This window comes from Algoriphagus sp. (assembly GCF_024305035.1).
In the GTDB taxonomy this organism is placed as follows: Bacteria; Bacteroidota; Bacteroidia; order Cytophagales; family Cyclobacteriaceae; genus Algoriphagus.
This window is the reverse complement of record NZ_JAMWZB010000055.1, coordinates 1-12,945: the sequence shown is the minus strand read 5'-3', so window position 1 is coordinate 12,945 and position 12,945 is coordinate 1. Positions and strand designations below refer to the sequence as shown.

Here is a 12,945-nt window from a genome sequence, read left to right as displayed (position 1 = left end):
AAGCTAACACTTCCAACTGCCAAGGCGTGTTCGGGACTTGCACCCTATAGCTATCACCCATGCTGTGCACACCAAAAAAAAACTCTGTAAATCAGCTATTTACAGAGTTTTGATTTTGTTTAAAATCCTATTTCGTCGGGGTGACAGGATTTGAACCTGCGACCACACGCCCCCCAGACGTGTACGCTAACCGGACTGCGCCACACCCCGAATTTGATTGCAAATCTATTAATTTTACCTGTTGATAAAATAAAGAACTTCAATTTTTAATCTACAAAAAAGCTAGTGTATTGATTTTCAGTCATTCATTTTTACACCTAAAGATTACCGATTGTGTTGTATTGCTACAGCATGATGGGCAAAGACAAGACTCTGGATTTAAACTCCTGGCTTTCCGCATTGCCTCCATCCCATTGTTAAAAGGACCTAGGTAATCACGGTCTACACCTTCGGGAATAAATTCGCAATCTCGATGGTGTACTTCAAACTTTCCTGCTTCATTTGGTACTGAGGATAGATAAAAGAATTTCATAGAAAAGGATTAAAGATTGTTTTCAAAAGTACTACTTCAAAAAATGCCAAAAAATACCCAGTTCTGGGTATTTTTCAGGGTAATTCTTTACATTTTTTGAAAATTCCGTCTTTTTTCTCTTTTCGAATCTCTGATTGACGCATCGGCATTGCATCTATAATTTCCCAGATTTGATCCACGTTAGGGCTACCTTTTCCAGTTCGCTTAACCCCTCCATCCAAACCGATTAAGTACCAGTTTTCAGTAGGTTGAGCTTTGATTATTTTCATGAAGGATTCCAAGTTTATTTCTCCTTCATAATTGCTCGTCTCCAAACGATCCTCCTGAAACTGAAAATAAAGTAATTTTCGATCTTCAAATTGTTTTTCCTCAATTTCATCTAAAGGACTAGCATTGATTATAAAAACACGATTTTTCCAACGGAAATCTTCCAAGACTTTCGCCTGCTCCATTTGTACATTAACTAAAATCAAAAACAACCAATTGATTCCCAGCAGCAACATAGTATTTTAACCCAGTTCCAAGCCGATTGTTATCTCACATCATCAAAGCGCTCCAGCAAGAACTCCCACTCCTGATCAAGGGTCATATCTGGCCTAGTCTCATCTGCTCGTTTGTACCAATAATCAGCATTCCATAGATCTCCTTCTTTGCGATGAAGATAGGCATGAATTCTTGCTGCATCTTTACCCGGCAACTGATCTACCTGTGCGTGAGCCGCATCCCAATCGCCCTTGCCATCGTGCCAAAGCGCCAAAAGAACCGAATCCCCTTTTAGCTCATTTTTGGTTCGATTTAAAAATTCTTCCCGCCTATTTTGGTGAAGGTTAGTCATAGCTTTTTTACATTTATCTGAATAAATGAATTTAATAGCTCCTCAACATATGCGCAACTTTCTAGTATTACTTTTAGGATTAATGGGAATAATCAGGTTTGGCTTTTCACAAGACAGCAGTTCCCTGCAAGAAAAGCTTGATTTTCTGGTCAAGGATTTTAAAGGAGAAGTTGGTCTTTATGTGGAAAATCTCAACAACCGGGAATCCGCCCAAATCAATGGCGACAGCATTTTTCCAACAGCAAGCATTGTGAAAATCCCCATTCTTTTGGGAATTTTTGATAAAATCGAAAAAGAAGATCTCCAATTTCATCAACGGCTCACCTATCGTGATTCGATCAAATACGGTGGCTCCGGCTTAATGCAGTTCTTTAAAGACTCCACCCAAACCGACCTGAGAACCTTGATTGCACTGATGTTAAGTTATTCTGATAATACGACCTCACTTTGGCTTCAAGAGTTGGCCGGAGGAGGGAAAACGGTTAACCCATTGCTTGAGAATTGGGGCTTTCACCATACGCGTATAAATAGCAGAACTCCGGGAAGAGATACGGATTGGGAAAAATACGGTTGGGGACAAACCACCCCAAAAGAAATGGCCGACTTAATTACCGGAATTAATAACCAAACCTTTTTTGGTCGGTCCGCTTCCGAGCAAATGACTCGTTTGCTTTCCAACAGCTACTACACAGAGTATGCCCTATCTCAAATCCCCCCTACTATTAATGTCCTCTCCAAACAGGGCATGGTCAATCGTTCTCGTTCGGAAGTATTATTGGTCAATTCTCCTGCAGGAGATTACGTTTTATCCATTTTCACTAAAAATAATGAAGATGAAAGCTGGGAATTTGATAATGAGGCTTGGGAACTGAGTCGAAAAATTTCACAGGAAGTATGGAAGCACTTTAACCCTGACTCTCCCTATCGACTTCCACAAAACGCAGAAAAATTTTTGAAAGGGATCGAATATTAATAGGTCAGAGGATCATAAAATAAAGTAGCAACCAAAAAAGATAAAACCGAAATCACAAAGCCAAACATAAATACGGTATAGCTTTTTCTCAAGAGCTTATATTTTTTAGCCAATACTTTACCCAAAAAATAAATATCCCGGGTCATGGTTCCATAAAGGTAATCACTATCCTCCATCATCTCTCGAATGCCCGCAGCGTAATCTTCGAGTGACATTTGATGGAAATTACCAAAATAGAGCAGATTCCCTTGTTTCTTCTCAATATTCTCTTTTGTCACCAATCCTTTGGTTACTTTTGGTCGCGTGGCCAAAATTGCAAAAATCATCGCTCCCAAGCAGGTCGAAATCAGCAAAATCGCCGGAATGGTATAGTTTGGAAACTCCTCCAGTTTTCGAATCAAGACCGTTACAACAATGGAAATAATTATCGAATTAACTGAAATCATAATATTGGCTTTGTTGTCAGCCAAGGCAGAAAGTTCCAAATGATTCGTCGAAGTGATCCGAAACATCGTTTCAATTCCCCGGTCGGACTTCTTGTTTTTCTTTTTCTTTTCGGATTTGGGATTTTGGTTTTCCAATTCCTCTATTTCCTTTTCCAAAATGGTTAGGTTTTCAATCTTTTTTGGTTCCAAAAACTTTTTCCCAAACTCGGTGTGATAATGATGCGCAAGCGTGAATTCCCGTGAATTTTTGAGCCATTCCAGCTTGGTCCAATGGTCGGTTTGAAGGTTTTCCATTTCTTGTCGAAGGCACATCGTGTAGGTCAAAAAATCAGGCGTACTCAAGTGATACATATCTGCATCACAAAGGATTTTCTCAAAGATATTCTGGGGACTTTGAGGAACTTTGGTGGCTAAAATGGCGGATTTAACCCGATCAATTCGCTGCTGATCGAGCCCCAACTCACTTAGGCAAGATTGCGCCAGTTCGGCACCTCTCTGTTCATGCCCTTCTGCTTTCCCCTCCCAATATCCCGTATCGTGCAGCCATGCAGCATAAAAAAGATCATCGAGTTCTTCCCCTTTTAGTCCTTCATAACCTGCTATCTGCTTGGATTTTTCGACGATTAACAGCGTATGATCCAAGTTATGATAACATACTTCTTTCTTTAGTCGCTGTTTAAACATTTCCCGAATCCACGATTCGAACTTTTCGCGCAGGTTTTCCACTTATTAGCTTGAATTGGTACTTGATCAAACGAAAGTTAAAGACTTCCTGTAAAATAACTATGCATCCCGCTAAATTCTCCTTGATTTTCACGTTTATCTTGGCTCAATGCACAGGTAATTTAGAATTTTCAAAAAATTTCACTTTGCCAGATGGGTATGAGTTGGCTGAAGTAAATAAGATTTTTTTGCCGGGGACTTTAGATGAAATCTCGGGACTTGCCTGGAAAAGACCAAATGAAATTTGGGCAATAGAGGATGAATCTTCCATCATCTATTCAATTGATCCCAAATCAGGCAACATTAAAAGAAAACAGAAGTTTGCAAAGAATAAGGACATCGAGGATTTGCTACTCGCTCAGGACACTGCCTATGTCTTACAAAGCAACGGCAATCTCTATCAAATACATGAGCCCTTGACCAAGGGATTTACTACTCAGATTCATGAGTTTCCAATAGATCAAAAACGTGACTTCGAAGCCATTGTAACCTTAGATACAGAACCATCCTTGCTACTTTTTTGTAAAGTCTGCAATTGGGATAAAACTCCCGCTCAAGCATCCGTTTATCGATTTGATTTGGTTCAAAAAAAATTTGATACAGAGATATACATGATCCTCAAGCGAAGTGACATCCAAGCAGCTTTTCGGTCAATGGATTTATCAGAAATCAAAATTCAACCAGGGGCGGCAGCAATTCATCCCATCACGAGAGAAATCTACCTCCTCTCATCTACTGATCGTTGGCTTTTAGTGATGAATCAGCAAGGTGATTTTTTGGGTTTTCATCACCTGCCTCCCTCCCTTTTCAAACAACCCGAAGGAATCACTTTTGCCCCAGACGGTACCTTGTACATTTCCAATGAAGCCCGAGACGGAAGAGCCAATTTGTTGATTTTTACCTATCAGCCATGAGAAATATGGTATTTTTTATTTTGCTCCTTTTTGGTGCAAAGGAATCAATTGGCCAGACTTCCAATGCTCCCAAATTTAGAATTTACCTCATCGGCGATGCAGGGGAAATGAAAGACGGAAACCATCCCGTGATTGAGGATTTAAGTCAACAACTTACAATTCAGTCTACGATTCCCAGCTATTTGATTTATCTAGGCGATAATATTTACCCTTTGGGACTCCCAAAAAAATCATCAACAAAACGAGTAGAATCCAAATTGATTTTGAAAACCCAACTGGATATTTTCAATCAAATCAGTGAAAAAGTCTGGATGATTCCCGGTAATCACGATTGGGAAAAAGGAAAATCCGGTGGTTATGAGGCGATTCTCAGAGCACAGGCTTTTATCCATGACCACTACCCCGAAGATCGAGTGCAGTGGATACCAGCCGACGCCTGTCCGGGGCCAGAATGGATTGAGTTGGACAAGGAAACAATATTGGTGATCTTAGATAGCCAGTGGTGGCTGCATCAAAACCAGAAACCCGATGAAGAATCCGACTGCGAATCCAAGACCGAGGAGGAAATTCTAGCGCAACTTTCTGCTGGGTTTAAAAATAATCAGGAAAAAACTATCATCTTAGCCATGCATCATCCCATGCGGGCCTATGGACCTCACAATGGCGGATATAACTGGAAAGATCACCTTTTTCCTTTGCGGGCTATCCATCACAACCTGTACATTCCAATCCCAATACTTGGATCGGTTTTTCCTCTTTACCGAACTTGGTTTGGAGACATACAGGATATTCCCCATCCCAAATATCAAGCGATGATTCGATCCTTGGATCAACTCATCAAAGAACATCCCCATGTTATCCAAGTTTCAGGACATGAGCATGGATTATTTTATACCCAAGAGGAATACGCTCATTATATTGTCAGTGGCGCCGGTGCAAAACACACTGTAATTCGAAAAAATAATCCTGCCAAATTCACTTATGGAAACCAAGGCTATGCAGCTCTGGATTTTTATGGGAATAGAAAAGTAAAACTTAATTTCATTAGCCCTGAAAAGGATCAATTATTATATGAATCTTGGCTTGAAGCAAATCAAACACATCCTAAACATTGGGAACCAGATTCACTTACAAAACAAAAAACTCTTAACACAAATCCCATTACCCTTCAATACCTGAAAGGCAAAGGCCATCAATTCTTTTTTGGCAAAAACTATCGAGAAACTTGGGCGCTTCCCCAGCAGTTTCGATCCCTTGATCTTTTGAAAGAAAAAGGTGGGCTTACCATCACCAAAAGAGGGGGCGGTATGCAGACCCGAAGCTTGCGCTTGGAAGACTCCAACGGAGAAGAATTTGTTCTTCGCAGTGTAAATAAATATCCCGAAAATGCGCTCAGTCCTCAATTACGAAAAACCATAGCCAAACAGGTTGTTCAGGATCAGATATCTGCCTCGCACCCCTATGCAGCCTTAGCTGTGGCCCATCTCGCAGAATCTCTTGACATCATCCATACCCATCCTGAAATTGTATTTCTACCAGATAACCCTGCTTTGGGTCCACATCGTAAAGACTTTGGTGGGCAGGTATTTCTATTTGAGGAGCGTGAAGTATCCCAACCACTAGCCGGTCCAGAAGTCGAGGTCATTAGCACGGATAAAATGATCAAAACGGTGCTGAAGGATAATGATAACCAAGTCAATCAACGGGCGGTACTTCAAGCTCGTATTTTTGATTTGTGGATAGCGGATTGGGACCGGCACGACGATCAATGGAGATGGGTTCGCAGCAAAGGAAAAGAAGGATGGGAATTCCTCCCCATGCCTCGGGATCGAGACCAGGCCTTTTTTGTCAATGAAGGCATTTTCCCAAAAATTGCTTCAAGAAAATGGGCCAACCCCAAGTTTCAGGGCTTTGGATATCAACTCAAAAATGTAAATGGCTTTATGTTCAATGCCCGCTATTTTGACCGCAGTTTTCTCCATGATTTGGACCGAAGTGATTGGAAAGAGGAATTGGATAAAATCATCCCAAAAATGTCTGATCAAACCATTCTCGGGGCATTTTCGGACTGGCCCATTTCTGTCAGAGAGCGGGATGAAAAAGTGATTACTGCTAAGCTGATGTATCGTAGAACCTGGCTGAAGGAAAAAGCTTTGCAATACTATGATTTTTTGGCCAAAGAAGTAGATATACCGGGAAGCCAAAAAAATGATCAATTCGAAATCAAGCATATGGAGGACGGAGCCATTGATGTGGAGATCAGAAAAATATCCAAATCAGGCCAAATAGAACAACGTTATTATAACCGGACTTTTAAACCAGACGAAACCCAGGAAATCCGCCTCTATGGCTTGGAGGGAGAAGATGTTTTTCTTTTAAAAGGTATCGGAACTGGTAAAATAAAGGTACGAATTATCCCAGGAACCGATCCTTATGTGATTAGAGACCAGGCCCAATTGCCCAACAAAAACCAATTGATCTATCTGCCAAAGACTAGCTTTGTCCAAAAAGCTGCGGGTCCATCATCCATCTACAAAAAGGCCACTAATTCAACCCAGCTCGAATATAATCGAAAGGAATTCGCTTACGATAACGTGATGCCGATGGCCTCTCTGGAATACAATCAAGACGATGGGATTTTCCTAGGTAGCGGAATTCTCTGGGAAAAACAGGGTTGGAAAAAAACACCTTACCAAACTCAACAACAGATCAAAGCAAACTATGCTTTCCGAACGGGTGCCTTCAATATTGCCTACCAAGCTCACGCGGTCGATATTTTGGGGAATTGGGATATGACCTGGAGCGGCAAGGTCCGAGCACCTGATTATGCATTCAATTTTTTTGGTTTTGGAAATGAAAGTCAATTTATCAGCGAAAATGAAGCAGGCGCTCCTTCGGGGGAATTGGAAGAAAGAAACGAGCAAGTGCGGTTCTATCGAACGCGATTCAGCTGGTATGAGGCAAATGTTGGATTACAAAAAAAATTGGCCGAATCCGGTTATTTCCAAATAGGCCCTCTTGTTGAATTATTTCGTTTTGATGCCGATGATAATTCCGATAAATTCATCACCAGCCCGGAAAGCGGAATCGACCAAAATCTTTTGTTGGAGCCCAAAACTTTTGGGGGCCTGTTTGCCCAACTCAATTTGGACAAAAGGGATCATGAAAAGTTTCCTTCGAGGGGATTTTTGTTTCAAAACGAATTCAAGCAGCGATGGGCTTTTTCAAAATCCGCATCTCGTAATACAAGTCTAGAATCCTCTTTGGCTTTGTATTGGTCATTTTCCTATCCTGCCAAAATCACCTATGCCACACGATTTGGCTATGGCAAAAACTGGGGAAATTATGAATTTTTCCAAGGTCAAACCCTAGGGGGAATGGATAACCTGAGAGGATTTCGTCGTTTTCGGTTCAATGGCGATGCTGTCGCCTATCATAATTTTGATGTCAGAATCCAACTCTTTAATCTGAACACCTACCTCCTTCCTGCAACAGTAGGATTGCTAGGATTTCATGATGTGGGTAGAGTCTGGCTACAAGGAGAATCCTCAACTACCTGGCATCGATCTGCGGGTGCGGGAATTTGGCTGGCGCCCCTTAATCAATTTGTGACAGTTTTTTCCGTGGGATTCAATAAAGAGGAAACCTTACCTTTCTTTACCTTCGGCTATCAGTTTTGAAAAAACGGAACCCTTGGTCTCCAAGGGCTCAGTTCTCACCTTTACTCGCAAAGCTTTCAACCCATGTACTCCCTGCATATCCTCGAGCTCTAAATCTTCGATATGAGGCTCCAATTTGCCTTTTTTCTGTAAAAAGTGAATAAACTCACGAAACTCCTCCGCCTCGTGATGCTGGGAATATACGATCGCTATTTTTCCCGGCTGATTTAATCGTTCGCCACCATCTTTGATCAGTGCTTTATCGATTCGTTTTTTGATCACCTCATATCGAATATGGTAACTCCCCTCCACGTCAAACTTTCGCTCATCGAGTCGAAACGAAATAGAAATAGGTTGAGAATAGGCCAAAATCAATTGAGTAGTACTCATCGGGTAATCCAAAAGAGGAGCCTGCTGGCGAACCATGGTTTCCAAATCCACCATGGTTTGGAGTTGCCACAGCCTGAGATTTTTCAGATAGATTTCGTCGTATTGATGGTTTTTAACTAAGGATTGACCGATGTAAATATTGTATTCGATGCCGTCGGTTTTGAATTTCTCGAAGTAGTGCGGAAACATCCGCTGAATTCTCACTTCTTCCTTATCCAAAAAATTTCCGATCGTATCATTAATCGAACTCATGCTTCGTTCAAACGCTCCCCTTTTTTGCGTAATTAGATTCAATTCCGAATCAAGTTGCCCAAAATAATAGTCTACTTGAGGTATTAACTCAGGATATTGATTTCTCACATGTTTGAAAAGAGGGGTCAATTCTGTTTGAAAAAAATCAACTAAGCGCAATTCCTCTTCATTTACCAGAATAGGATTGATTTTTCGCTTAAAATCTTCCAACCGATCCAACATATTTTCCAGCAATGGCAAAAACTCAAGCTTATTTGCTTGAGTCAAAATCCCTCTAGCTAAATCTACCTGGGTCAATAAATCCGATTGAATCGCTTTGTTTCGCTCCAGGGAGGAATCTTTAATGTCAATCACCCCATAAAGTGGGTACACGTCCTTGAATAAAATAGGCTTGATTTCAGGATGTTTCCCCTCTTCCTCAGCCAGCACAAAATCCAGGGCGATTTCGTCAAACTTCCATTCCACGACCGGATGAATAGCCGTGAAATTTTTTCGCACGATACTTTTGATTCGATTCTCGAGATTTTCGGCTTGACGATGTAAAGCCAAGGAAAGCGATGGCGCTAAAAAATCCAATGTCAACAACATGGATGGATCGAAGTTTTGTGCTTCAAATGCCGAGATCTCCAACACCCCCACCAGATTCCCATGGTGCTTCAGCGGATATAGAATGAGTTCTTTAACTCCGAGGTGAGCAAATTTTTCCCGCATGGGATAATATTCATCAATCTGATCCAGATCATTCAAAAACACTGGAGATTTCACTCGGGAAAGAAATTCAATCACCCCCTGAAGGGTATCCTTACATCCACCGGTACAGAGGCTTTTGATCAAAAAACTATAAGCCAGGCGACTTTCGGTAAGAACAAGTCGTTCATTCACCCGTTGTAAAATGGCCAACCCCACTTTGATGTTTGATTTACTCAAGAGACTTTTTACCGAATCCTCCACCACATGCAAAAACTCTTCTACCGAGAGCTGTTCCTGACGAAGAACGGTTTCATTCAACTGGGCAACCGATTGAGCCATCGTCAAATCAATCGCTTCTTCTATGATGAACCCATAAAAATCAAATTGATCTAGCGGCAACAGTTCCATCCACTGATTGAGGTCGTAGCTATTGGGCATGTTTCCACTGCAAATTTCCGACTTGCCATGAATGGAAGGCAATGCACCGCGAGGCACTACTTTTACAAATTGAGTGGTGAACTGAATCTGAAAATGACGGGTAATGCCATTTTCATCCGAAACTTTAAAAACTAGCGGATGCACTGGATTAATCTTTATACCATAGATCTGATCTAAAATCAACTCATACACCAAAAGCATTTTTTGGAAATGAAGCCTATCCGGATCCAGATTCTCCGGGATGACAATTTCTCCCTTTCGGTCTAAAAACTGAGCATGAAAAATCGGAGTGGCATAAATTGGTTTAAACTCAAAGGGTTTGGCAATTCCAAAAATCTTGCGTTCCTCTTGTCCGGAAAGTGGGAAAATCGACCCCAAAATTAAACCTAAACCTAATCGGTTTTCTCGCTTTTTCAAATCCTCCGGATCAACCGGGAATTGATTTAAATCAGGAAAACCCTTAATTCTTTGAAGCAAATCATGATAGAGACAGGTATCAGGTTCCGCTTTGTTAGACAGTCTTTCCCATTGTGCAAAAAGCATCGAAAAGTCCAAGTGAGAACGTATGGGTTGGTGAAATTTGGAATTGGAGTTTTCCATGTTCAAGATGCTTAGTGAATTACTACCAAAAATTGCTATGTAAAGTTCCCATTTCGGATTATTCAGCCATTTACGCCAAATCAGGGAAGTAATCCACCAAAGCCATGATAGGGAATCTAAAAAATCAGATTATTCTTTTCAGTTGGCAGGTTAACGAGAAATTCTATATTTGCCCCACTAACAATAAACCAAACAATTAACGGTACACGATTTACTCTATGGAACAAGCGGCTATTTACTTGGTCCCAGCATTGGGAATTATCGGCTTGATAGTCATGGCTATCAAGTCTGCCTGGGTCACCAAACAAGAAACAGGTGACAAAAATATGATGGAATTGGCAGGATATATTGCCGATGGCGCGATGGCATTTCTAAAAGCAGAATGGAAAGTGCTTTCCTATTTTGCCATTATCGCCTTCATCCTATTGGCTTGGTCAGGCACTTTAGTTGAAACTTCCGATTGGATCATTGGAATTTCCTTTTTAATTGGGGCGGTATTCTCCGCTTTTGCAGGTTATATCGGGATGAATATAGCCACCAAAGCCAATGTAAGAACTACTCAGGCCGCTCGGACGAGCTTGAAGCAAGCGCTGAAAGTTTCCTTCACCGGTGGTTCTGTCATGGGATTGGGTGTGGCAGGATTGGCAGTTTTAGGTCTAGGTTCACTTTTTATTGTTTTCTATCAAATGTATGTCGTTAGCGCCGGTGCAGGAGTCAATGGCCTGGAAATGGAAAAAGCGCTGGAAGTTTTAGCAGGGTTTTCCCTTGGAGCCGAATCCATTGCCCTTTTCGCCCGTGTAGGGGGAGGTATCTATACCAAAGCCGCCGATGTCGGAGCTGATTTGGTAGGAAAAGTGGAAGCGGGTATCCCAGAAGATGACGTGAGAAATCCGGCCACCATTGCAGACAACGTCGGAGACAATGTAGGCGACGTAGCAGGTATGGGAGCTGACCTTTTTGGATCCTATGTAGCCACAATTTTGGCGACGATGGTTTTGGGACGAGAAATTCAATCAGCAGATAATTTTGGCGGTTTGGCACCAATTTTACTTCCTATGGTTCTTGCCGGTTTAGGAATCATTTTCTCTATTATGGGAATGGCCTTTGTCACCGTGAAAGATGAAAAAGGAGACGTACAAAAAGCACTTAATTTAGGGAACTGGTCTTCCATTGTATTTACTGGAATTGCCTCCTTTTTTGTCGTTCAATATATGCTTCCTGAAACTATGGTTATCCGGGGATATGAGTTTGGAAACATGGATGTGTTTTACGCAATTATTCTTGGTCTAGTCGTGGGCACCTTGATGTCGATCATTACCGAATACTACACTGCCATGGGCAAGCGCCCGGTCATGTCAATTGTAAAGCAATCGGCTACAGGGCATGCCACCAATATAATCGGCGGATTATCCGTTGGAATGGAATCCACCGTTCTTCCGATTTTGGTGTTGGCAGGAGGGATTTATGGCGCATTTGAATTTGCAGGTCTTTATGGAGTGGCTATCGCTGCTGCCGGAATGATGGCTACTACGGCCATGCAGTTGGCAATCGATGCCTTTGGTCCTATCGCCGATAATGCCGGAGGGATCGCTGAAATGAGTCAACTTCCCGAAGAAGTTCGTGGCAGAACTGATATTTTGGATGCGGTGGGAAATACAACGGCAGCCACTGGAAAAGGGTTTGCAATTGCCTCTGCAGCATTGACTTCACTGGCTTTATTTGCAGCGTTTGTGGGAATAGCTGGCATCGACGCCATTGATATTTACAAAGCTCCAGTGTTGGCTGGACTTTTTGTAGGCGGAATGATTCCCTTTATTTTCTCCTCCCTGGCTATTGCAGCTGTGGGTCGTGCGGCCATGGATATGGTCAATGAAGTTCGACGTCAATTCCGGGAAATCCCCGGTATCATGGAATACAAAGCCAAACCGGAGTATGAAAAATGCGTGGAGATTTCCACCAAAGCCTCGATTAGAGAAATGATCGCTCCAGGGGCAATTGCCCTGATCACTCCAATTTTAGTGGGATTCGCTTTTGGTCCTGAGGTATTGGGTGGATTGCTTGCCGGGGTGACCGTTTCTGGAGTCTTGATGGGAATGTTCCAATCCAATGCTGGTGGGGCTTGGGACAATGCGAAAAAGTCCTTTGAAAAAGGAGTGGAAATCGATGGAGAAATGTACTTCAAAAAGTCTGAGCCTCACAAAGCTTCGGTGACAGGGGATACCGTAGGGGATCCATTTAAAGACACTTCCGGTCCATCCATGAATATCCTGATCAAATTGATGTCCATTGTGGCCTTGGTGATCGCACCCCATATCTCAGAGGGAACTCATGGGGAAGCTACCGCAGAAAAAATTGAAATCAAGAAAGAAATCAAAATGGAAAATGGAAAAGAAGTTATCACCGAAATCAAAGAGGTGATTAAATAATTTCCCCTTAACTAATCGAGTAGGAAGGTAGGGATTATTTCCCTACCTGTCCTCTCACACCACCGTA

At 42.0% G+C, this 12,945-nt stretch carries 8 protein-coding genes and 1 tRNA gene; 4 read left to right on the top strand and 5 right to left on the bottom strand.

Translation table 11 applies throughout. The features are described 5' to 3' along the window. Positions 1 to 135: 135 nt before the first annotated feature. The 3 genes from Q0L00_RS19215 to Q0L00_RS19205 form a co-directional block, all read right to left on the bottom strand. Positions 136 to 210 (bottom strand) — tRNA-Pro (locus Q0L00_RS19215). A 396-nt stretch (positions 211 to 606) separates the two neighbouring features. Beyond that, positions 607 to 1,035, bottom strand: a complete 429-nt coding sequence (locus Q0L00_RS19210; RefSeq protein ID WP_297338519.1) for a DUF4174 domain-containing protein — start codon at positions 1,033 to 1,035, stop codon at positions 607 to 609. Between the two features lie 29 nt (positions 1,036 to 1,064). Next, a complete protein-coding gene (locus Q0L00_RS19205; protein WP_297338518.1) occupies positions 1,065 to 1,367 on the bottom strand; it encodes a hypothetical protein in 303 nt (100 codons plus the stop codon). A gap of 49 nt (positions 1,368 to 1,416) precedes the next feature. On the opposite strand from Q0L00_RS19205, the gene Q0L00_RS19200 reads away from it, so the two are divergent. Further along, positions 1,417 to 2,340: a serine hydrolase gene (locus tag Q0L00_RS19200; protein ID WP_297338517.1), complete on the top strand. Its 924-nt coding sequence runs from the start codon at positions 1,417 to 1,419 to the stop codon at positions 2,338 to 2,340. Here the strand turns inward: Q0L00_RS19200 and Q0L00_RS19195 are convergent. Then, positions 2,337 to 3,470, bottom strand: a complete 1,134-nt coding sequence (locus tag Q0L00_RS19195; protein ID WP_297338516.1) for a Pycsar system effector family protein — start codon at positions 3,468 to 3,470, stop codon at positions 2,337 to 2,339. The genes Q0L00_RS19200 and Q0L00_RS19195 overlap by 4 nt on opposite strands. A gap of 101 nt (positions 3,471 to 3,571) precedes the next feature. Here Q0L00_RS19195 and Q0L00_RS19190 point away from each other — a divergent pair, with 101 nt between their 5' ends. Together Q0L00_RS19190 and Q0L00_RS19185 are read left to right on the top strand one after the other, a co-directional pair. Next, complete coding sequence (locus tag Q0L00_RS19190) at positions 3,572 to 4,423, top strand: SdiA-regulated domain-containing protein (RefSeq protein ID WP_297338515.1); 852 nt, start codon at positions 3,572 to 3,574, stop codon at positions 4,421 to 4,423. Further along, positions 4,420 to 8,103, top strand: coding sequence for a BamA/TamA family outer membrane protein (locus Q0L00_RS19185; protein WP_297338514.1), 3,684 nt, complete (start codon positions 4,420 to 4,422; stop codon positions 8,101 to 8,103). The genes Q0L00_RS19190 and Q0L00_RS19185 overlap by 4 nt, the downstream gene beginning before the upstream one ends. Here Q0L00_RS19185 and Q0L00_RS19180 read toward each other — a convergent pair. Further along, positions 8,071 to 10,452, bottom strand: a complete 2,382-nt coding sequence (locus tag Q0L00_RS19180; RefSeq protein WP_297338513.1) for a GAF domain-containing protein — start codon at positions 10,450 to 10,452, stop codon at positions 8,071 to 8,073. The two genes, Q0L00_RS19185 and Q0L00_RS19180, sit on opposite strands and share 33 nt — an antisense overlap. Positions 10,453 to 10,670: 218 nt before the next feature. Here Q0L00_RS19180 and Q0L00_RS19175 point away from each other — a divergent pair, with 218 nt between their 5' ends. Then, positions 10,671 to 12,878, top strand: coding sequence for a sodium-translocating pyrophosphatase (locus tag Q0L00_RS19175; RefSeq protein WP_297338512.1), 2,208 nt, complete (start codon positions 10,671 to 10,673; stop codon positions 12,876 to 12,878). The last annotated feature ends 67 nt before the right edge of the window (positions 12,879 to 12,945 follow it).

Coding starts and splice junctions, on each gene's coding strand:
- Q0L00_RS19210 (WP_297338519.1), bottom strand. CDS start 1,035: ATGTTGCTGCTGGGAATCAATTGGTTGTTTTTGATTTTAGTTAATGTA.
- Q0L00_RS19205 (WP_297338518.1), bottom strand. CDS start 1,367: ATGACTAACCTTCACCAAAATAGGCGGGAAGAATTTTTAAATCGAACC.
- Q0L00_RS19200 (WP_297338517.1), top strand. CDS start 1,417: ATGCGCAACTTTCTAGTATTACTTTTAGGATTAATGGGAATAATCAGG.
- Q0L00_RS19195 (WP_297338516.1), bottom strand. CDS start 3,470: ATGTTTAAACAGCGACTAAAGAAAGAAGTATGTTATCATAACTTGGAT.
- Q0L00_RS19190 (WP_297338515.1), top strand. CDS start 3,572: ATGCATCCCGCTAAATTCTCCTTGATTTTCACGTTTATCTTGGCTCAA.
- Q0L00_RS19185 (WP_297338514.1), top strand. CDS start 4,420: ATGAGAAATATGGTATTTTTTATTTTGCTCCTTTTTGGTGCAAAGGAA.
- Q0L00_RS19180 (WP_297338513.1), bottom strand. CDS start 10,452: ATGGAAAACTCCAATTCCAAATTTCACCAACCCATACGTTCTCACTTG.
- Q0L00_RS19175 (WP_297338512.1), top strand. CDS start 10,671: ATGGAACAAGCGGCTATTTACTTGGTCCCAGCATTGGGAATTATCGGC.